Here is a 22,857-nt window from a genome sequence, read left to right as displayed (position 1 = left end):
GTCTTCAAGATGGTTAACCTTTTCATACGCTGCCCAAAGTTGATTACCTGTAATAGCATCAGTGGAGTTAGAAGCAATATCTCCATCCATAAGAAATGTAAGTTTGCTATTTTCTCTTCTCTTTCCTTCTGTATGAAGTGCAACAAAAGCTTTTTCACGTCTATTCCATAACAAAGTATTATGCTTAAATTTTTCAGAAATTTTATTGATCTCTTCCGTAAGATTACTGGATAGATATTTTAAATGATTATTGACATTCCTAACATTTGCATCAAGTTCTTTAAAGGCATTACCAACATCATTAAAATCAGCCCGTTCCACAGTCCCATCTGTAGAAACTTTAGATAAAATATATCGTGGCCCGAAAAAACCATCCTCACGAACTGCTGCGCCACCCCCTAAATACTTTGCAATATAACCAATAGCTGTATCTAACGTAGTCCCACTACTACTATGGCCAGTCATAGTAGTAGCTGAAGTACCTATAGCTGTCCCACCATGGCCCAACGCTTTTGCGTAATAACCTACTGCTGTAGAATTTTGCCGATCAGCCTGGCTAGAGGAACCTACAGCCGTAGCACCATCCCCCTTAGCTTCTGCTTTCTTGCCGACCGCAGTATCTTGTTCTTTTTCTGCGTGCGCACCTGAACCACATTCAATACCCTGGCCATTCGAAGAAGCAAAAACTGGTGAAACACTCGATAGAAGCATCGCCATCGCAATTCCTAACGAAACTATTTTGACCCAAGGTAACTCATAAAGGAAATGATAATAATTCAATTCATTGTTTTTTGAGCTTAAATACATTTTTTGCATAACACCCCTTGAAATAAAGCAAATATCGAAGCACTAAATAGAAGACCGACATCATCACAGAAAACAAAGGAAAGCCCTTCACAAAGCCACTATTGCACACTAGGAAAAAATGAAAAAAGGTAAAAACAATTTTTTCGATGCTATGGTTTATTTCAGCATCGTTCTAAAATCTCTTAAAAATATTGGAGTTTAGAAAAGATTAGAGCCCTCTTAATCCAAGCTCTTCAAACAAAGAAAATATACAACTTATTCTTAAAAATATTGCATAACCTCCATTAAATATAATCTATTTTGCCGTAAAAGTTTCTTCATTAAATATCAATTTGTTCTTCAAATAATGCACATTAATAAAATGGCAAGAGCACCAATAAATAATTTTTTGTATATTTTATAAGACAGCTTCTAACGAACTCTGAGATGCATTTTATGTTTAATGATATCTACAGTGCACTTCTAAAACCTTGAAACTTATATGATAAGGAGCTGAAAAATAATCGTTATTATAGACAACGATACAATTATCAGATAATTTAAAAAATCTTTCAGTATTGCAATTTTGTTTTATGGAAAAATACTGTACAGATGTAATTGATTTTTTAATAACAAAATATTGCTATTTTAATCTTATAATTTATCATCATATGTTGGTTTTTTGTAATATATAAACAACATAATGAGCTTATAAGTAAAATCGTTAGAAATTAATGGAAAGACTGTTCAAAAAATATTTCAATAATATTTAAACACTCACTTAACGACGACATTAAAGTTACAAAGTACCATCATCAGGATATTTTCGCATAAAAAACTCCCGTTTTGTAGCCATTTTATTGTATAAGCGAGCCAGAATCCTTAAAATCTGTAATTAACTCAGAAATCATTTATAATAGCCCACACAAAAGTAAAGTGAAGCTTTTTTATGTATCAATAAATAACCCTAAATAAAAATTACAAATTTATTTCATTACGATTTTTCTCATTCAAATAATTCAGAAATACTCAATAGAAAAGAATTGATACCATAAATAGAATTATGTTTATCATCGTTGTGTAATTAATTAATAAACAAATTTCCATATAGTGCTAACGTAATAGACAGTACCTATGGCTATCTCTTCATAAAACTAGTTATAATAACAGTCGCCTATATTCACTAAGCAACACCTACTTAATCTCAATCCTAAAATTGATGCTTACAGTGCAAACTGTTGAAAATATTAAGCGTATACTAATAAAATAGCTGTATGAAATATTATTTAAAAATGAATAACCTATACTGTGGATTTGAGTTCAGTTAAATTAAACACCCAACATAAATAATTCAACAGAGCACATCTCAATAAAGAACCATTTATCTTTAAAATACACTTATGAAGTGCCTACCTGCTCGATTCTAAGATCAAGCAATACCGCGGCATTCCACCCTCAAAGGATAAACTTGAGCAATCAAAGTTTCATTTTTAAGTAAAATTGTATAAACAGAAAAAACCTGTTGTAGAATCCAAGTTATCACTCAATATCTCCAACATAAAGGAAACCTAAAACGAATCTTTCAGTAAGATAATTAGAAAATTCTGTTTTGTATCAGTTTTTTATATAGCTCTAACACTTATCGTATATCTAGAATAAAAGATGAGACATTATTTTTTAATGCCCCAAAGCTTTAAAACCAAAATCCAATATATACCGATCTATTTAACGAATCTCGAGATTACCTCTATCCCCATCACATAGGAATAACTGAAACATAAGCTCGATTATCTGCTTTCTTACGAAAAGAAACTTTCCCATTTGAAAGCGCAAAAAGAGTATGATCTTTCCCAATACCAACATTCTCACCAGGATGCCAACGTGTACCGCGTTGACGTACGATAATGTTTCCCGCAATAACAACTTCACCACCAAACTTCTTAACGCCAAGACGTTTTGATTCTGAATCGCGGCCATTACGTGAGGAACCGCCAGCTTTTTTATGTGCCATGGAATTCTCCCTTAGTCTTCTTTACTTTTTGATATCGCAGCCGTTTTTTGTGACGCAACCTTTTTTTTAGCAGTTTTTGTGACAGTTTCTTTAGGAGGAGTAAAAGTTTTTGCCTCTTTTGGTACAGCTGCTTTCTTTTCAACCGACTTAGCTACTGCTTTTTTAGGCTTTGAACCATCCGCTAAAATTTCTAAAATGCGAAGTGTCGTTATTTCTTGACGATGACCACGAGTACGCTTCGAATTTTGACGACGCCGTTTCTTAAATGCAATAACTTTACGAGCACGCCCTTGTTCTACAATTTCAGCTATAACTAAACCCTCAGCGATAACAGGCACACCAATAGCTACACTCTCCCCCTCACCTATCATCAATACATTGTCGAATTTAACGATATCACCAGCATTGCCAATGATCTTTTCAACTTTTACTACCTGGTTAGCAACAACACGATATTGCTTACCACCCGTTTTAATGACTGCGAACATTTTTTATCCTTTCGTTCGATCCCGCTCTTATTTCACTTCTGCTTTACTCAGCAGGGGAAATAGGCTTCTTTTTATCAGCCGTAATAATTTAAAAGGGATAAATAGCGCCTTTTAGAGCGCAAGCCCCTTAACATTTACATATATGATAGAATTTCTATTCTCTGTCAAGAAAAGCCAACAAAGAAGCAAAAAAAGGTTGTACTTAAAACAATTGAAGATTATCAAGTATCATAACAAATTATATAATGAAAAAACTTTATTGCAATTTATATATGGAGAGATGGCTGAGTGGTTGAAAGCACCGCACTCGAAATGCGGCATAGGGACAACCCTATCGAGGGTTCAAATCCCTCTCTCTCCGCCAATACTAAGAAAATTGAGATAATTCTTGAACCTCTTTATTCAACACGTCTCTCTTGAATATGTGCCAATAGTCCTAACGTTGAACTATCACGATTATTAGCTCTGAATTCTCCACGTATAACGGGTAACAATTCATTTGCTAACTCTTTACCAAATTCAACACCCCATTGATCAAATGAATTAATATTCATTAAAACACCTTCAATAAAAATACGATGTTCATAAAGCGCTATTAAACGACCAAGCGTAAAGGGTGTTAATAAATCCTGAATTAGCATAATGCTTGGCCGGTTTCCTTTCAAACTTTTATGAAGCGCCAAATTATTCGCTTCATTATCATTAATTGCATTATTAATAACAGTGTTCCAACTGTCTTTAATAATATGGCCTTTCATCAAAGCTTCTGATTGCGCCAAACAATTAGCCATTAATATATCATGCATATGACTTAAATGTGGTTCATGTCCTTTTACAAATAAAACAAATTCCACAGGAATGATATCCGTTCCTTGATGCAGAAATTGAAAAAAAGCATGTTGTCCATTTGTCCCCGAATCGCCCCAAACAACTGGACCACTTGAAAAGCCTATTGGTTTGCCATCTAAAGAAATATGTTTGCCATTTGATTCCATATCAAGCTGCTGTAAATAAGCTGGAAAGCGTACTAAACGCTGCGCATAAGGAATGACTGCACGTGATGAATAACCACAAATAACACGATGCCAGAATCCTAAAAGAGCAAATCGAATCGGAATATTTTTATGCAAAGGTGCAGTTTTAAAATGCTCGTCCATCTGACGCGCACCCTTGAGAAACTGGCGAAAATTTTGACTACCAATTGCCAACATAACAACAAGACCAATCGCTGACCAAATTGAATAACGCCCTCCAACCCAATTCCAAAATTCAAAAAACCTTGAAGAATCTATACCAAATTCCATCACTTTATCGGCCGCGCTGGAAACACCAACAAAATGCATTTTCACCGCTTCTTCTCCTAAATGTGAACTGATCCATTGGCGTGCAACTTTAGCGTTTGCTACTGTTTCAGATGTTGTAAAAGTTTTAGAAGCAATAATAAAAAGCGTTGTTTCCGGATTCAAATTAGCAAGAACATCAACAATATGCGCACCATCCACATTAGAAACAAAATGGCAGCACGGTCCATCATGATAAGGTTTTAAAGCATTGGTAACCATTGCAGGCCCAAGATCAGACCCTCCAATACCAATATTTACAATATCAATTATCCTCTCACCACTATACCCTCTATAGTTACCACAACGAACCATTTCAGAAAATTTTTCCATACGGGTAAGAACGGCTTGAATGTCCTGAACAATATTACGCTCATTCAACATAAAAACTTCATCAGAAGACAAACGTAACGCAACGTGAAGAGCCGAGCGTTTTTCAGTTACGTTAATAGCTTCACCCGAAAACATCGCCTTACACTTGCCTGAAACATCTGCTGCAATAGCAAGATTATCTAAGAGTTTCAGCGTATTTAATGTTACACCACACTTTGAAAAATCAAAAAGGAAATTATCAAGTTTTAAAGAAAAACGAGTAAAGCGCTGTTTATCTTCTGCAAAATGTCGACGAATATCACAAACCTTATCTTCTATAATATGCTTTTTCAAAGCCTTCAAAGCTACTTCAAAGGCTCTTTCATTGCGAACCATAATTATTTTCCCATGGTCATTGACAATACTATCAAAACACAAATGACTCTAAAATAGAGGATAGTTCCTATACTCTAACCCATTTTAACTGCTCACATATGAAATAACACAAAAATAGAAAGATAAGCACTCAAATAGTATTTTAGACAAAAGTAAAAAAACTGTGTCAATCGTCTATTCGAAGGCAGTTATTTGACTTGACTTAGTTCTTTTGTCAAACATTCAGCTTCTTCTGCTTTTGATTTTATAAAACGTCCAAGAAATAGATAAACAACTGGCGTTACATAAAGGGTAAAAATAGTTGCCAAACCCAAACCACCAACAATAACCCAACCTAAAGCTGCACGAGCTTCTGCACCAGCACCTTTTGCTAAAACCAAAGGAATACCCCCTAAAATAGCGCAAATCATTGTCATACAAACTGGTCTAAGGCGAACATTAGCTGCTTCTTCTACAGCTTCACGTACACTTTTACCTCGATCACGTAACTGATCTGCAAATTCAACAATCAGAATACCATTTTTAGCCATAATACCAATTAATAAAATTAAACCAATTTGACTATAAATATTGAGACTAACACCGCCCAAAAGCATGGCAATTACTGCGCAACCAACCCCTAATGGTACAGTTGCCATTATAATAAAGCCTGAAACAAAACTTTCAAACTGCGCAGCTAAAATCAATAAAATAATTACAAAAGCAATTCCAAAAACGATCATTAAATCAGAAGATGTTTCACCAAGTGTTGCAGCATCCCCTAAAGGAATAATATAATTTCCCTCTGACAATAAAGGAAGTGCGGCTTCTTTTACAGTCTTATAAGCACTTCCTAAAGAAACTCCTGGAGCAAGATTTGCACCTATAACGACAGCACTCATGCGTTCTTCTCGTTTTAATTGAGGCGCAATAGCTTTTTCATGTAAATCCGTAATAACTGATAAAGGAACATATTTACCATCTTTGGTTTTTAAAAAAACATTCTCTAAATCAGCAGGGTTATTAATAGGATTTTTACGCGATGTAAGTTTTACATCATAGGCATGATCATCCACATAAATCGAGCCAATCTGCTTTCCATCCACCATTGTTTGCAATGTATCACCCAAATTAGTAATATCAATCCCTAAATCAGAAGCTTTTTCTCGGTCAATTTCAATAAAAAATTGAGGTTGCGTAGCATCAACAGTAAGCCGCGGACGAACAAATTGTGGATCGGTACGCAAAGTGCTTACAAGCTTATCAGCAATTGATTGTAGTTGGGTGTAATTATCTCCAACAACCGCAAATTGCAATCCTTGACCAATTCCTGAAACCCCTAAAGAACTAATTTGTGCAGCAAATGCAAAAACTCCTGGAAACTGCCTAACTTTTGCATTAACATCTTTTAGAATTTCTTGCTGGCTACGTGAACGCTTATCCCAAGACGAAAGCAACAAAATAAGAAAACCATTATTAGATGAACCTCCAGCTCCAGAAATAGAATAACTGTTCACAATTTCACCAGAATCACGCAACGACTTTAAACTCGCTTCAATTTGCTGCACTTGTTCATTCAGATACTGTACTGAAATATCTTGCGGCCCACTAATGACTAAAAAAATAATTCCCCTATCTTCTGCTGGCGTCAACTCCTGCTTAAGCGTCATATAGCCTCCAATACAGAGGACGAAGAAAATAAGCGAACCAAAGACAACAATCCAAGGTCGTTCCAAACATTTATGCAAACTATGAGCATATCCCCTACTAAAGAAAGCACTCATTCGAGACAGAAAAATTAAACGATGTTCCTTTTGTTCATCATCTTCAACATGCTTTTCTTCTTTAAGAAAGCGTGAAGCAAGCATAGGACAAAGAGTTAAAGCAACAACCGAAGAAAGCAGAACAGACACTGCTAACACAAAACCAAATTCTCTAAAAAGCCCCCCTATTTGTCCAGGAAGAAAGGAAATAGGTACAAAAACAGCCACCAAAGTTAATGTCGTTGCCACAACAGCAAAAAATACTTCCTGTGTTCCCAACACCGCTGCTGACCGAGCACCAAATCCCATATTGCGCCACCGAACAATATTCTCAAGAACAACAATTGCATCGTCCACAACAAGCCCTGTTGCTAAAACAAGCCCTAAAAATGTGAGAATATTTAGGGAAAAGCCCGCAAGATAAATTGCAGCGATTGTCCCAATCAGAGCTACTGGAATAGACACAGCGGGAATAAGTGTTACACGAACATCTCCTAGAAATAGAAAAATAATCAAAACAACACTAAGCACAGCAATAGCTAATGCAACCTCAACTTCATGAAGAGCACTCTTAATAAAAATAGCATCGTCATTAGGAATACTTATATGGACAGAAGGAGGAAGAACATTTTTGAGACGTTTAACAACCGCTCGAACATTTTTGGAAATATCAAGAGTATTAGATTGAGCCTTCCGCACAATACCTAACCCAATCCCCACCTTCCCGTTTACACGAAGAATAACTGTCTCTACATCAGGGGATAAAGTAACATGCGCCACATCACCAAGACGTACATGAGGCTTTAAAACAACTTGTTCAAAAGCTTCTGGTGTCGTTAAACGAGCGGTTGCACGCACAATTAAAGCCTGCTCGGAATTACGCAATGATCCCACAGGTGCATCAGTGGTCATATCAGACAGAACACGTGAAATATCCCCTACAGTTAACCCATAACTGGCAAGCTTTGCTTGATCAATATCAATTTGAAAAATCTTCACACGCGCGTTATCAACCTGCACATCACCAACACCATCAACAGCAGAAAGTGCATCAACAATTTGATCGTTCACAACCGTTGTTAAATCATCAATATTCATCGTTGGTGATGTTACAACCAAATACATCATCGCAGCAGCATTTGAATCTGCTTTAATGATTATAGGTGGCTCCGCATCTTTTGGCAGAGAGTAGGTAATACGAGAAATAGCATCGCGAATGTCAGATGCCGCAACATTTAAATCAACACCAACATTAAATTTAACCTCCACACGGGAACGACCAAAAGAGGAAGTTGAAGAAATTGTTTTAACACCTGATACACGAGAAACTGCATCTTCTATAACTTTCGTAATTTCACGATCAATTGTTTCTGCCGATGCACCAGTAAAAGTCGTTTTAATTGTTGCCACTGGAATATCTACATCTGGCAATTCACGCACATCAACGCTCATCCATGCAGAAATCCCTGCAATCACAATCATAGCATTTAAAACAAAGGTAAAAACTGGCCTGCGAATAAAAAACGCCATTATACTGCTTTGTTCTGACTTTGCTAAAGGCTGTTGCTTCTCAACTTTTTGACTCATTGCCCATCCTGCCTATTAGCTTCTGATAATTGCTTTTGATGAGTCTTTGAATCATTAATAATGACATGACCACCTGGACGAAGCATTTGCACCCCTTGAACAACAATTTGATCACCATCTTTCAAGGGAGCTTTTACAAATACTTGATTTGCTCTATGCTGAATAATCGATACTGGAACGTATTCTACTTTATCCTCTCTCACACGCCAAATGAATGCCCCCCTACTGTTCCATTGAATGGCAAGAGGATCAACAACTGGGAAAGAGCCATCATGAAATTGAAACATAACAGAAAAAGACATACCAGACATAAGTACATTTTTTTCATTCTGGATTTCAATTTGAACGTGAAGTGTGCGGCTCTGTGTATCAACCATATTATCAAGCGCATACACATGGCCAACAAAAGTCTTATCCGGCTGGGCTATTAAGGTTGCAGTCACTTCATCCCCTTTGTGGATACGTGATGCATATCGTTCAGGCACCCAGATATCAACCAAAATACGTTCATTATTCTCAATATGACCTATCACAGTATCAAGGCCAACAGAATTTCCCACATCAGTAGGTAAAATACCAACAACTCCATTAATTGGCGCACGAACTGTGCGCCGATCAAGTGCTAAATCAGCATCAGACAAAGTTAAATTTGCATTCTCTAATTCTAAACGTGCAGTAATCTCTTGAACCTCTGTTGCTGTATTAGTCGCGCGTAATTTAAGAATACGTGAAAGTGTTAAGGCACTATTGTCGCGTTGAACTTTTGCTCTTGCAGCTGCTATTTCTTCCTTTTTAGAATCAAGCTTTGCAATCGCATCACCCATCTGTACTTTTGTACCGGCAGACACAAAAATCTTATCAACAACACCTCCTGACCAAGGAGTTAAATTGACCGCTGCAATAGCCCGTCCACTACCAATAGCATTAAGACGTTCATAAAAATCCTGAACTTTAACAAGATCAACGACAACATTTACCGGCGGCATTCCCATTGGTGCTTTTGATGCAGCATGTGGTGCATTTTTTGTTGTACCTTCTGTATGAACAAGGTATTCTATATTGTATTTTGGCCAAAAATAAATGGCAATACAAATAGCACCCAAAAGCATTAATGGAATGATCTTTTTCAGTGACCCCATACATCTATCCTTGCTTCGTCGTTTACTTATACCAATGCATTTGAAATAGTCTCCAGCAGCAACATTCGAATTTTGCAAAAATCGAATCGTAGATAGTGTAACCACACTGCAAAAACGTATCTCATCTATATAATCTTATTAATTTGACTATCTTTCATGGAACAGACCGTCAAGTTAACTATCGTTCATCTTAGATTCTTACCATGAACCAAATGAAAAAATAATATTACACAAAAGCTTTATAGAAATCATAAATACCTTAAACTTTAAACAAAAAAACTTTTTTACCAAGTTTTACTTGCAATTCATCAACGAAACGATTAGGAACCCCATGTCTTAACGATATCAAGAGACTAAAAATTTATGCACCCGTAGCTCAGCTGGATAGAGCACCAGACTACGAATCTGGGGGTCAGGAGTTCGAATCTCTTCGGGTGCGCCAAATATCAGTAGAATCAAAAGGCTATAGACAAACTAAAAGCTTTTGATTTGTTAGTTCTACTGAATTCTTGATTTCTCCCCCACCTCATAATTTTTTGTAACTTTTTGATTATTTTTATGTTGAATCGCTTTCTATTAACCACCTTGGTATAGAGAAATTACTACAATAGCATAATCTATGTCTAACCCTACTTGTCACTGAAAAATTCATCTTGATTTTTGATTTGAACAATGAAATTAGTAATTTTTATAAACACGTATTTGTAAGTGCAATTGTTAATTATAAAAACTGCGTATAGCAAAAAAAATAGAGTTTTCGAAAAGCAATATAGACAACCACCTTATTTATATGGTATGCGCATTGCTAATATAATCCTTTTGATCTTGTTCAAAGGGTGATGGGTTTTTGTTTATTTATTTAGAACATTGAAACAAAGTAAGGTAAATTGTGCAAGTACTCGTTCGTGATAATAATGTTGATCAAGCATTGCGTGCGCTAAAAAAGAAAATGCAGCGCGAAGGAATCTTTCGTGAAATGAAGATGCGTGGATATTATGAAAAACCATCTAAAAAACGGGCTCGTGAAAAGGCTGAAGCCATTCGTCGTACACGTAAACTTGCTCGTAAACGCGCACAAAGAGAAGGTCTTATTAATAACGGCCGAGCTGTTTTTATACGATAATACATTTTTTGTTTATGCGCTATAAACAAGAGAATTACGTGATATTAAAATACCCAGTCTTAAATGATAATCTGTAAATAGAATTCTCTTTTTATTTTAAATAAACTTTACTCTGTGCCTATAAATATGATTATCGATTCTCGCTTATTGTTGAGAGCTTCATAATTACAAATATTTAGCTATTCTTAAAGAATAGACAAGAGAAAACGTGTATGTTTTTTACCACAAAGACACAAAAAGTTTTTTCTACTTCAAAAATCTAATAGGCACATTCTAAAAATACTGGTTCCACAGACCCGTCCCAAATAGAATGATACTTAGATAACAACCTATCAGCATCCGTTTGACCCACTGCAATCATTTCTTCCAAAGGATTAAGAAAACTTTCTTCATCATAACCGCAAGTATCATATTGCTTGCGATTTCTTAATCCCTTGCGTGAAATCGCAATAGCCTGACGTGCTAATTCTAAAATCATCGTTTGACGAAAAGGCGTTTGTAACCCCTCTTTTGGAACACGTCTACGCATATCTAAAACTTCTTCAAAACACCAATCTTGCGTTAAAGCTTCTGCCTCATTAAGTGCTTCGCTATCATAAAGAAGACCAACCCAAAAAGCAGATAATGCACAGATATGTTGCCAAGACCCACCATCAGCACCTCTCATTTCTAAAAAGCGTTTTAAACGCACTTCAGGAAACAAAGTCGACAAGTGATCTACCCAATCTCCTATATTAGGTGTTGAATCTACAATTTGCCCTTTCAATGCTCCATTCATAAATTGGCGAAAAGTTATATGTGTACAATCATGATAATGCCCATCGCGTATAATAAAATACATTGGTACATCAAGTGCCCACTCAACATAATCAGCAAACCCAAAGCGTTCGGAAAATATAAAAGGAAGAACTCCTGTTCTTTGATTATCAGTATCACACCAAACGTGAGAACGCCAAGACAAGAAATCATTTGGACACCCCTCGATAAAAGGCGAATTGGCAAATAATGCTGTTGCAATGGATTGCAATTTCATGGATACTTGCATTTTCCGCCGCATATCAGTCTCAGATGAAAAATCAAGATTCACCTGGATAGTTGCTGTTCTATACATCATATTAAGACCATTATGACCAACTTTTGGCATGTATTTAGTCATAATTTGATAACGTGATTTGGGCATTTGCGGTGTTTCAGCTAAAGTCCATTTTGGACTAGCCCCAATACCTAAAAAACCGATACCTAATGGTCCCGAAATTTTTTTGAGAAGAGTCAAATGTTCCATCAGCTCACAATAAGTGTGGCCAACCGTTTTCACTGGTGCACCAGATAATTCAAACTGCCCACCAGGTTCTAAAGAAATCGCACCTTGCCCCGCTGATTCTACAACCCCAACAATATTTCCTTCATCTAAAATAGCTTTCCACCCTAGAGCTTGTTGCATCCCCTCTAAAAGTACACGAATACCTTTTGCACCTTCATATGGAACAGGACGAAAATCATTTATATAGAATGGAAATTTTTCATGCTCTGTACCAATGCACCAGTCATTTTCTGTTTTACAACCCTCTTGGAGATAACCAACTAGAGAATCTAAATTGTGAATTTCACTTTCATCAGTTGTATCAAGCGCCATAAATTATTTTACCTTATCAATAAGTTCCACTATTTTAAATGAATTGTTTTAAATGATATTGCAAGCTTCTTAATCAATTGACCAAGCCTCTATTGTAGTATTAATAAGGGCCAAAGCCGCAACAGCTGCAGTATCAGCACGTAAAATACGTGGACCTAATGATATAGGAATCACAAAAGAATGTTTTCTTAAAAGGACCTGTTCTTCTTCACTAAATCCTCCTTCTGGTCCAATAAGAACACCAAGCGGAATAGTTCCATGCTTTTTTAAAAGAGGTAATGGATTTTGTATTTCATGCGACTCATCACAAAAGAACAAAGAGTGTGTCTTATCCCAATGTTCTAAAAGTGTTTTTAACGATACAGCAGGTAAGCATTCCGGTAAAGATAAAATGCCACATTGTTCAGCCGCTTCAATAATATTAGCCTTTATACGTGCCATATTGATACGAGAAACTTGTGTATGATGTGTTATAACAGGCTGCAAAATAGATACCCCCATTTCTACAACCTTTTGTACCATATAATCTAAACGCGCATGTTTAAGTGGAGCAAAACAATAAATAAGATCTGAACAGGTTGCTTGAAGCCTTGTTTGATGAATAAGCTGAACCACTACAAACTTTTTTTTAATAGCAGTAATCTTGGCCAACCATTCACCATCTTGCCCGTTAAAAAGCAAAATCTGAGCTCCCTCTTTCATGCGCAAAACATGCACAAGGTAAGAAACTTGAACTCCTTCTATCTCTATTTTTCTGTTCAAAGAAAGTGGTTGCTGAATAAACAACCTTTGAAATTTATAATTCACATGCATAAAAAATTTGTGACAGAGCAAATTACAATCGTCAAGATGATAAAACAAAAACTACAATCAAAAAACAGCCCTATAGAACTACAATATATTGAAGAGTAGTAGAATTATTTACTTTTATTTATAATAATTGGAATAAATAGAATGTTAAATGATTCTGTTCGCATAAAAATTGATCACAAAATACTCTCTCTTGCACTCAACGATTTGCCCTATGATTGGAGGAAGATATGTCTGCTAAAAGAGCCACTGTTATTACTATTGCCACAATTTTAGCTTTTATTCTGATCACTATAGGAATTAGCTCAGTTGGAACAAAGGGAAAGCATATAATTGCCACAGATGGTTACGGTATTTCCTCCCAGATGCGTTAGAAAGCCCGCGAGTGTAGTCTTTAAATTTCATTTTAAAACAATATTTGTTGAGTGATTTTCTAAAATCAAAATCAACAATGAAAAATAAAGATTTAATTTTCATCAATATTTTTCTTAACAAAAAATTGTCCTAGAGACTGCCCCGTAGAGCTAAGTGAAAAACTAAAAGGCCGCACAAGGCTATTAGTAAGACACTGAACATCTTTGCATAAAGTATCTGAACGATTATTTTTCTGTAATCGTCCTTGCAATATGAAATCCTTCTGCTTTTTCTTGGTGATAGGCACTGCAATGGAACCACTAATAGATAAATTCCAATCTGCCGTATACATTAATGATTCTATCTCCGTTACTATGCCATCAGAAAATTTTGCTTTAATATTTAAACGCTCAAAAGGTGTTGAAAACACGTGGTTATTTACTAAAAAAAACTGTTCATTCTCTGAAAATTTGTGCTGAAATTCATTTAAATCATATCTCAATAATCGGCCAGAAGGCATATTCACTGTTAATTGTCCCTGCATTTTCTCAAGAATTTCTGACCAACTACTAACAAGCATTTGTATTGTTACAATGAAGTCAGTTTTAGCCTGTATAGATGGAGTTAATCCTAAAGCCTCTGAAAAAGTTTGCGCATCAACAGAAGTCCCCGAAATGCGCCCTTCAAAACGCGCCTTTTTACCATTTGGTACAATTTGAACATTGCTCTGAATAGATCCACCAAAAATATTTGCATTTCCAAGATCAAAAATCCCATGCCCATTTTTAATTTGCATTGCTGCTGCCAAATTTGTAAGTGCAATTTTACCTATTTTTGCTTGGGGTGCTGAAATTCGCACATCTAATCCAATACGATCAAAAATTGTTGCATCAAGGAATTTATTTTCCTCACCAAGTGGTGAAAACATCGACTCCAATATATTAAGATTCATACCATCAAAAGCTAAAGATCCAATTATGTTAGGAACACGGTTTTGGAAATCAAATTCCAAAGCTCCACGCGCATTTGCAGTACCCATATTAAATGTAATATTATTCATTTCAATACGTTTTGGCTGTGCTAAAAAATGAGATTCCCATACAATAGGTAGCTTTAATCTTCCTCCCCAAAACTGATTTCCACCAATCCAAGCCAATGTTTGATTCCAGCCAGGAGAACGCATCGATACTTTTCCGTCAAAAATGTAATATTCAGATAATCGTGCTTTCCCCGTAAATGTTATACCACCACGCAAAGAATTGAAGCTCACTCTAAGCGAACTTTGCCCCCCTGCTAAAAGCAATAAAGCTTGATCAGCATTAATTAATAATTCCGTTAACTCTCCATGCCAACGAGCATTTGCGCGAAACCGCGCTGCTTGTGTTAATTCTGACCAATCGATAGTTACATTCAGTCCTGTTATTTTTTCTGTCACATCAGAAACACTATCGCGATAAATAAGAATACCATTTTCGATAACAATACGTCCAAAAGGTTGGTTTAAAAGGCTCTCTATATCTGGTTGATCAGGATTGAGTTTAATAATTTCACGAGCATTACGTACTGCTAACCCCAAAGTACCTTGCGATCGTGAAAGCGTATTAAAAAAATCAGACACTGTTTTAAAAGGTTTTTCCATAACAAATTGTGGACGCACAATTCGTGTTTCTGAAAAAGAAACACATCCTCTAAGAAGATCAATTAAAGAAAGATCTACTTCTATCGATTCAGCTTCCATTAAAGGTGCAACATCATCAATTTTGGATGTTAAAGTAATTCCTGAAAGAAATGCTTTTGGATAAGGAAAAAGTTTCAAACGTGGTGGTTCACGCAATTGCACATTATAGCCTGTCCACGCGCTTAAATCCTGTGCCATTCGGACACGAATCGCGTCTGTTGATACAAGATAAGGTAAAACGATAACAAAAGTTCCAAGCAAAAAAACAACTGCTACAAAAACCCCACTCAAAAATTTTATTATTCTGATGAGCACAATTTCCTCTATATTTTTTACCCTATAATAGATTAAAACGAAACTAAATGATCATTAAAAAATGGTTTTGATAATCCTATAATCTGCTATATCTATTTAATAACTCAATTATCTTTATTTTATTCAAATTTTATTGAAACAACAATGTTACTCTCTCTTTATAAGGCAACTATTTTCCACTACTCTCCAAAAGAAAAAAGATAGGCAAACCATGTAATTATGGTTATTCAAATAGTGCCATAAAACTCTTTTTACTATCAGCAAATACTTTAAAATGAATATCCCTACCTGAAAGGATTCTTCTTATGGACAATATTATTGACGGAAAAAAGCTTGCTGAAAACATTATTAATAAAGTCAAGAAAGAAACAAAGAAACTCCATAACAATCATAAAATACAGCCTGGGATAGCCGTTATCATTGTTGGAGATGATCCTGCAAGTCAGGTTTATGTTACCTCAAAAAGTAAAAAAGCTGAAGAATGTGGTTTTCTTTCAATTAAGCATACAATTCCCCAAGACACGAAAGAAGAAGAACTCCTGCAACTCATTGAAACGTTAAATTCCGATCCTAAAATCCACGGGATTTTGGTGCAACTCCCCCTACCTGCTCATATCAATACGAACAAAATAACGCAAGCTATCGCCGTCCAGAAAGATGTTGATGGTTTTCATTATATCAATATAGGAAAACTTGCAGTAAATATACTTGAAGATACTATCATTCCCTGCACACCTGCTGGTGTTATGATGATAATCGAACAACAATGTGGGCGAGATTTATCAGGTCTTGATGCAGTCATCGTTGGGCGTTCTAATATTGTCGGCAAACCTATGGCAGCCTTATTGATGGCAGCCAATGCTACTGTAACAATTGCCCACAGTCGTACCCGTGATCTTGACGAAGTGTGTCGTAGTGCTGATATTTTAGTTGTAGCTGTTGGTCGCCCACATATCATTAAGAAAGATTGGGTAAAACAGGGAGCTATTGTTATTGATGTTGGTATTAACCGGATTGAAGTTTCAGAAAAAGGTACTAATAAAACCCGTCTTGTTGGTGATGTAGATTTTGAAGAAGTTAAAGAAAAAGCTGCTGCTATTACTCCTGTACCAGGAGGTGTTGGTCCTATGACAATTGCCATGCTTATGGTCAATACGCTTAAAGCTGCTGCTCAAGCACATAAATTACCTATACCAAAATTTTAAGATTTCTTGTATTTTTTACCATATGCACGTAAATTCTCTGCGTTTTGTGTTCTCATCCTGTTATCGCAAAGGTATTCCTTGATTTGCGCTATTTCCTTTTAAGATAATAATTAATGCAAAAAATCTGCCTTTCATCAAATACCTACGCAAATATATCATTTAATTCAATTACCGTTTTTTAATCACGGACAATTGGATTTTTATAAATAAAAACTCATGTGTAGCTACGCCACTAAACCGTTCTATCCCAATCTAATTACGAGATACCAAAAAGTGATAAACTAACTACCAAATAAAAAGTTCAAATATTAACCGTATCTTTCGATAACAAAAGAGTAAGATTTTTCTGTCTTCTCCAACATAATCTCAGTAGAAACATAAGAGATAAATACATAAGAAAGTGATCAAATTTAGCCTGATTGAAAACTATGTAACAAATATGTTTTTCAAGAAAAAGAATGAAAAATTGCACCATTCTTTATTACTCAGAAGAAACTTTAAAACTTTTATAATATAATTATTGATTCACTAAACTGCCTCACATATTAACAATGATAAAAACAAGAACAATTTTCGTTCTGTCAAATCACCACTACCACTAAAAAAACAGAAAAAAATATTGGAATAATTTTACTAACTATCACGGACTTATTCATTTTTCCGCTCAGTTATACAAACTCACAAAATTCACAAAAGACTTCTACTATTACAATAGATAGATATTAAACAAACCATTAATTTTCTTCATTTTAAATAGTAACTGATTAAAAATGGTCCATCAAAGAAAAATAGTTCATTGCTAAAAATATAAGCGGGTAACGAAAAATCTTACCACCCGGAAAGGATGAAATCTTTAAATCCTGAAAACACTTAAAACGTTCACGTTTTCCAGATAACCATTCAGCATATAATTTTCCTATAAAGGGAGCAAGCATAACCCCGTGTCCTGAATATCCTCCACAATAAGTAACACCCGGCATAAGTTGGCGAACATAAGGCATGCGTTCAAACGTAATTGCTACTGTTGCTCCCCAACGATGAGTCAAATTTATAGACTGAAGGTGTGGATAAATTTCAACAATTTGCCGACGTATACGCTCATCTAAATCAACTGGATATTGGTTACTATAACTTTCTACCCCACCAAATAATAAACGATTGTCGATACTTTTTCGAAAATAACGAACCATAAGACGGGAATCATCTACCGCTTCTCTTCCAGGAAGAATCCGACTACACTCTGATAATGGTTCAGTTGCTCCAATATAAGAGCGAATAGAAAAAATATGTTTCTGCACAAAATCCTGAAGCCCAAGATTATATGCATTGGTCGCCAATAATACACTCTCAGCCTTTATATTGCCTCGTTCTGTTACCACTACGCAGTGGTTATTGCTGCGCTCTATCGCTTTCACTTGAGTCTTCTCATAAAGTTTAGCGCCAACTCTCCTTGCTTTTTTTGCCAACCAAACAATTAACTTTAATGGATTGATGTGGCCAGTACCTACATCATAAATACCACCATGATAAAAAGACGAACCAAGCCGCTCATCTGTTTCAGCTTTATCCATAAAAGTAAGACCACTATAACCATAACGCTGCATAACCTCAACATGCTGCTGATAAGCTCTGATCTCACGTTTTTTATGGGTAACGGAAAGTTGGCCTGCTATAAAGTCGATATTACAATCAGGCATAGCGCACCAAGATAAAATATCCCTTTTGGCTTCTTCAGCTAAATCAAATAATATTTTACTTCGTTCAAAACCATACCTGTTTTCTAGTGTTTCTACCCATTGTCGTTGACCTGTTCCCAATTGCCCACCATTGCGCCCCGAAGCGCCATCACCAAAACATGAAGCTTCAAACAACACAACATTCATTCCTGCCTTAACTAAATGATAAGCGGCTGAAAGCCCTGTAAATCCACCTCCAATAATAACTACATCGCACTGTATCTGTTCACCAACAAACAACGGATAAGAAGGACGCTCTTCCAAAGTATCCTCATACCAAGAGACTCCTGGAGAAATTTGATGAGAATCAATCATAGTGATAATATTTAAACATTAAGCAGGAGATATTCACGCTCCCACGGGCTAATCACTTGCATAAAAGTTTCAAATTCTTGTCGTTTGATAGCAGCATAAGTATTTACAAATGCATCTCCTAAAATAGCACGTAATGCTTTATCTTGTTCAAATAAATTGACGGCCTCAATTAACCCACGCGGTAATTCAATATTATCAGCATTTACAGTTTTTTCTGCTGGCTCATCTGGTTCAAGCTTGTTCTGCAAACCAATAAGACCACACGCTAAAGAAGCAGCAAGCGCTAAATAAGGATTGGCATCCGATGAAGGAAGTCTATTCTCAACGCGTCGTCCCTGTGGAACAGAACGTGGCACACGAAATGCTGTAGTACGATTATCATACCCCCACCGCAAATTAACCGGTGCTGAGAAACACGGCATAAGGCGCCGATAAGAATTAACATAAGGAGCAAGCATAACAAATACTCCTGCCATATGCTTTTGCAAACCACCAATAAAGTGGCGAAAACGCATACTTTCCCCACCATCTTTCTCTGTAAAAATATTGTCTCCAGTTTTTTGATCGATAACAGACTGGTGAATATGCATAGCAGATCCCGGTTGCCCCTGAATAGGTTTGGCCATAAAAGTTGCATACATATTATGTTTAAGTGCTGCTTCACGAATCGTTCGTTTAAACATAAAAACTTGATCAGCTAATTCAATAGGGTCACCATGACGTAAATTAATTTCAAATTGACCTGCTCCTTCCTCATGAATGAGAGTATCAATTTCCAATCCTTGTGCCTCTGAAAACTGATAAATATCGTCAATCAGCTCATCAAATTCATTAACACCCGCAATCGAGTAGCCTTGCCCACCACCAATTGAACGACCAGAACGACCAACTGGAGGTACCAAAGGGTAATCAGGATCGGGATTCTTTTCCACTAAATAAAACTCAATTTCTGGTGAAACAATCGGTTTCAAGCCCATTTGAGTATAAAAATCAATTACTGTCCGCAAAACATTACGTGGTGTATAATCAACAGCCTGCCCATTTTGATATACAAGATCACAAATCACCTGCGCTGTAGGTGCATCTTCCCATGGTACAATACTCAGTGTAGAAAGATCAGGCTCAAGACGCAAATCACCATCTGTTTTTGGATATTCAAAACCATTTCCATCTTCAGGATAAGATCCTGAAATTGTTGTCATAAAAACTGCTGAAGGCAATGCTAAAGATGTCTCTGATGTGAATTTCTTAGAAAGCATCATCTTGCCACGTGCTACCCCCGCCTGATCAGGTGTAATACACTCAATATCTTCCACATCTCGGAATGAAAGCCATTGCGAAACTTGTTCCCAATTATTTACACCACGCAAACTTTTTAGGAAATCAGAAATAGGCTTATAACCTTTGCGTTTCATTGGCTCGCTATTTCTCACAGCTATAACACACAAACTCAAAAAACAATTAAAGCTCCCCCTTTTTATAGCATCATTTTATGCATAAACACCGTGTAAAAACTGCATTAATTTAATTTGTTTTACAAAACATCACAACTTTTATCAAGATAAAATGTGCTTCGCGATCTTTTTAAGCTTTCCATTATCTTAAAATATGTTGGAAAAATGGTACGGTTGGTGGGATTTGAACCTACGACCTCTGGTGCCACAAACCAGCGCTCTAACCAACTGAGCTACAACCGCCTAAAAAATATTTATCCTCTATCTGTGTGACATACGGAAGATCAAGAAAGTTTGCAAGCCCCTTAAAAAGAATCTTACATTTTTTGTGAAAATACAACAACCTCATGACAAAAGAAGTGCACGTTTTGCCCAATTGTCAACATTATGATCGCGATAAGCTTTTATAGTATCAACACCATCTTGCTGCATAATCTGCAAAACATCCCTCATAATAGTCACGGCAAGTTCTGGCCCCTCATAAACCATTCCGCTATAGAGCTGGACTAAATCTGCTCCGGCTTTGATTTTTTCCAAAGCTGTTTGTGCATCACGTACACCACCAACACCAATGATTGCAATATCTTTACCCAATCTTTTACGCATTTTCGCAAGTACAACGGTGGAATGCTCAAACAGTGGACGTCCTGATAGCCCTCCCTCTTCGCTAATCAATGTACTATTCTTAAGACCTTGACGTGAAAGAGTGGTATTGGAAACAATTAAACCATCAAAATCAGATAATTTCATTTCCTCAGCTATATCGTCTAATTCTTGCTCAGTTAAATCAGGTGCAATTTTTAAAAAAATCGGAACAGAGACACCATGTTTTTCCTCTTTTTCATAGCGCGCTTGTGAAACAGCCTTCATTAAAAGACTCAAATTACTACGTACCTGCAAATCACGCAAACCTGGTGTATTAGGTGAAGAAATATTAATCGTGAAATAATCAGCTACATCATAAAAGCAAGTAATGCCCGCAATATAATCGTCAATCTTATTGACCGTATCTTTATTAGCACCAATATTAATCCCTACAATACCGCCCTGCTTACGTACGCAAATCCTTTTGTAAACAGCCTGATGTCCGTCATTATTAAAGCCCATTCTATTAATAATAGCTTCATCTTCCACTAAACGGAAAAGTCGTGGCTTGGGATTTCCTATTTGTGGTTTTGGTGTAACTGTACCAATCTCAGTAAAACCAAATCCTAAGCTTAAAACAGCATCTATAACCTCTGCGTTTTTATCAAAACCTGCGGCAAGACCAACAAAATTCTTAAATTTAAGGCCTGCGACAGTTACACACAAACGCTCATCAAAAATTTTTTGACACCCACTTAATCCCATTTTCAATCCAGCAATGGCCAAACGATGCGCACGTTCTGGGTCCAACATAAATAAAACAAAACGACCAATACAATGAAAAAAACTCACAAAACCTCCCTCCATAAAATGAAAACTACCCTTTTCATCTCATTTAAACTTCTCAAAATAAAAAAACACCAATAAAAATATACTATAAATAAAGAAATTAACTCCCATAATGAGAAGAAATAACTAATCAAGCTTATTTAAAAACATCGAGTAGTAAAAGATTGTCTTTATTTCGAAAATTCTTTCCTACTTCCTTAATAACCTACCCACATATTAAAAAGTTGACCAATTTTCTCACAGAGAAAAAGATGGTCTCGTAAATGCATTTTCTTTTTCAAAACTTTTCCATAAAATTCCTGAAATGATTTCATCAATCAAATATATTTTCTCACTTTATCATTATCATTGAAAAGAATATACAGCCTTTTAAGCAAGAAGCTTTTCATTCATCTGAATCTTAAAAGTAATATTATCATATAATGAGGCATTAATTAGCACTTTTTATACATTGCAATACTATGAGAAAAGAATGCTGATATTTGAAATGCAATTTTTCAAGAAAACAAGCTTCTCCCTCTTTCCTTTTTTATCAAAAGCGATAGTTAAATTGCTGTACATCATATACACGAGGAGGGAAATGCAATGCTTAAAGAATTCAAAGAATTTGCCTTAAAAGGAAATATGATTGATCTCGCTATTGGTGTGATTATAGGTAGCGCTTTTAGTGGCTTGATCAATTCAATTGTTAACGACATTTTTATGCCAATTATCGGCTTTATCACAGGCGGCATTGACTTTTCTAACATGTTTATTCAGCTCGCCGGAGAAAAAAAAGCCACATTAAGTGCTGCAAAAGAGGCAGGTGCTACCATTGCTTATGGAAACTTTATGACATTTTTTATCAATTTTTTGATTATTGCTTGGATCCTTTTTTTGTTTGTCAAAGGCTTAAATAAAATGCACCGGCAAAAAGAAGAAGTGGGAAAGCTAAAAGAAATGTCTCTTGAAGAACAACTTTTAACAGAAATCAGAGATTTATTAACCCCAAAAAACTAA

General features: G+C 36.0%; 15 protein-coding genes, 3 tRNA genes and 1 pseudogene. 6 read left to right on the top strand and 13 right to left on the bottom strand.

Translation table 11 applies throughout. The features are described from left to right. From ME3_RS05610 to rplU, 3 genes and pseudogenes are all read right to left on the bottom strand, one after another. Positions 1 to 816 (bottom strand): annotated as a pseudogene (locus ME3_RS05610) (hypothetical protein); the annotation flags it as partial. A 1,726-nt stretch (positions 817 to 2,542) separates the two neighbouring features. After that, the gene (gene rpmA, locus ME3_RS05605) at positions 2,543 to 2,797 is read right to left on the bottom strand and encodes a 50S ribosomal protein L27 (protein WP_007477873.1); all 255 of its coding nucleotides are present in this window, start codon (positions 2,795 to 2,797) and stop codon (positions 2,543 to 2,545) included. An 11-nt stretch (positions 2,798 to 2,808) separates the two neighbouring features. Continuing rightward, positions 2,809 to 3,285 carry a 50S ribosomal protein L21 gene (gene rplU / locus ME3_RS05600; protein WP_007477871.1) on the bottom strand — a complete coding sequence of 159 codons (477 nt, stop codon included), beginning with the start codon at positions 3,283 to 3,285 and terminating at the stop codon, positions 2,809 to 2,811. 274 nt (positions 3,286 to 3,559) lie between these two features. Here rplU and ME3_RS05595 point away from each other — a divergent pair. Continuing rightward, positions 3,560 to 3,649 (top strand) — tRNA-Ser (locus tag ME3_RS05595). 34 nt (positions 3,650 to 3,683) lie between these two features. Here ME3_RS05595 and pgi read toward each other — a convergent pair. The 3 genes from pgi to ME3_RS05580 all read right to left on the bottom strand — a co-directional run bounded on the left by pgi (position 3,684) and on the right by ME3_RS05580 (position 9,801). Then, positions 3,684 to 5,333 carry a glucose-6-phosphate isomerase gene (gene pgi, locus ME3_RS05590; RefSeq protein WP_007477870.1) on the bottom strand — a complete coding sequence of 550 codons (1,650 nt, stop codon included), beginning with the start codon at positions 5,331 to 5,333 and terminating at the stop codon, positions 3,684 to 3,686. A gap of 188 nt (positions 5,334 to 5,521) precedes the next feature. After that, positions 5,522 to 8,662: an efflux RND transporter permease subunit gene (locus ME3_RS05585; protein WP_007477868.1), complete on the bottom strand. Its 3,141-nt coding sequence runs from the start codon at positions 8,660 to 8,662 to the stop codon at positions 5,522 to 5,524. Then, positions 8,659 to 9,801 (bottom strand): efflux RND transporter periplasmic adaptor subunit, encoded by a 1,143-nt coding sequence (locus ME3_RS05580; protein ID WP_007477866.1) that lies wholly within the window; start codon positions 9,799 to 9,801, stop codon positions 8,659 to 8,661. Before ME3_RS05580 ends, ME3_RS05585 begins: the two co-directional genes overlap by 4 nt. 365 nt (positions 9,802 to 10,166) lie before the next feature. Between ME3_RS05580 and ME3_RS05575 the strand changes: the two genes are divergently transcribed. Beyond that, positions 10,167 to 10,243: transfer RNA gene (locus tag ME3_RS05575), tRNA-Arg, on the top strand. Between the two features lie 447 nt (positions 10,244 to 10,690). Beyond that, positions 10,691 to 10,924 (top strand): 30S ribosomal protein S21, encoded by a 234-nt coding sequence (gene rpsU / locus ME3_RS05570; RefSeq protein ID WP_007477865.1) that lies wholly within the window; start codon positions 10,691 to 10,693, stop codon positions 10,922 to 10,924. 259 nt (positions 10,925 to 11,183) lie between these two features. Here rpsU and ME3_RS05565 read toward each other — a convergent pair whose 3' ends face one another. Then, positions 11,184 to 12,557 (bottom strand): glutamate--cysteine ligase, encoded by a 1,374-nt coding sequence (locus tag ME3_RS05565; protein ID WP_007477864.1) that lies wholly within the window; start codon positions 12,555 to 12,557, stop codon positions 11,184 to 11,186. Positions 12,558 to 12,626: 69 nt separating this feature from the next. After that, the gene (locus tag ME3_RS05560; RefSeq protein WP_007477863.1) at positions 12,627 to 13,370 is read right to left on the bottom strand and encodes a 16S rRNA (uracil(1498)-N(3))-methyltransferase; all 744 of its coding nucleotides are present in this window, start codon (positions 13,368 to 13,370) and stop codon (positions 12,627 to 12,629) included. A 227-nt stretch (positions 13,371 to 13,597) separates the two neighbouring features. Here ME3_RS05560 and ME3_RS07045 point away from each other — a divergent pair, with 227 nt between their 5' ends. After that, on the top strand, positions 13,598 to 13,741 hold the full coding sequence (locus ME3_RS07045; protein ID WP_007477862.1) for a hypothetical protein: 144 nt from the start codon (positions 13,598 to 13,600) through the stop codon (positions 13,739 to 13,741). Between the two features lie 92 nt (positions 13,742 to 13,833). Here ME3_RS07045 and ME3_RS05555 read toward each other — a convergent pair whose 3' ends face one another. Beyond that, complete coding sequence (locus tag ME3_RS05555) at positions 13,834 to 15,714, bottom strand: AsmA family protein (RefSeq protein ID WP_007477861.1); 1,881 nt, start codon at positions 15,712 to 15,714, stop codon at positions 13,834 to 13,836. A gap of 305 nt (positions 15,715 to 16,019) precedes the next feature. Between ME3_RS05555 and folD the strand changes: the two genes are divergently transcribed. Beyond that, positions 16,020 to 16,919, top strand: a complete 900-nt coding sequence (gene folD, locus ME3_RS05550; protein WP_007477860.1) for a bifunctional methylenetetrahydrofolate dehydrogenase/methenyltetrahydrofolate cyclohydrolase FolD — start codon at positions 16,020 to 16,022, stop codon at positions 16,917 to 16,919. A 764-nt stretch (positions 16,920 to 17,683) separates the two neighbouring features. Here folD and ME3_RS05545 read toward each other — a convergent pair. The 4 genes from ME3_RS05545 to ME3_RS05530 all read right to left on the bottom strand — a co-directional run bounded on the left by ME3_RS05545 (position 17,684) and on the right by ME3_RS05530 (position 21,861). Next, positions 17,684 to 18,970, bottom strand: coding sequence for an NAD(P)/FAD-dependent oxidoreductase (locus ME3_RS05545; RefSeq protein ID WP_007477859.1), 1,287 nt, complete (start codon positions 18,968 to 18,970; stop codon positions 17,684 to 17,686). Between the two features lie 11 nt (positions 18,971 to 18,981). Next, positions 18,982 to 20,385 (bottom strand): glutamine synthetase family protein, encoded by a 1,404-nt coding sequence (locus ME3_RS05540; RefSeq protein ID WP_425338859.1) that lies wholly within the window; start codon positions 20,383 to 20,385, stop codon positions 18,982 to 18,984. A gap of 205 nt (positions 20,386 to 20,590) precedes the next feature. Then, a tRNA-His gene (locus tag ME3_RS05535) sits at positions 20,591 to 20,667 on the bottom strand. A gap of 102 nt (positions 20,668 to 20,769) precedes the next feature. Further along, entirely contained in the window at positions 20,770 to 21,861 is a 1,092-nt protein-coding gene (locus tag ME3_RS05530; protein WP_007477854.1) for a quinone-dependent dihydroorotate dehydrogenase, read from the bottom strand. Positions 21,862 to 22,443: 582 nt separating this feature from the next. Between ME3_RS05530 and mscL the strand changes: the two genes are divergently transcribed. Further along, complete coding sequence (gene mscL, locus ME3_RS05525; protein WP_007477852.1) at positions 22,444 to 22,857, top strand: large conductance mechanosensitive channel protein MscL; 414 nt, start codon at positions 22,444 to 22,446, stop codon at positions 22,855 to 22,857.

Origin of the sequence: Bartonella melophagi K-2C (genome assembly GCF_000278255.1) — a bacterium.
Taxonomy (GTDB): domain Bacteria; phylum Pseudomonadota; class Alphaproteobacteria; order Rhizobiales; family Rhizobiaceae; genus Bartonella; species Bartonella melophagi.
This window is presented reverse-complemented; position numbering and strand designations above follow the sequence as displayed.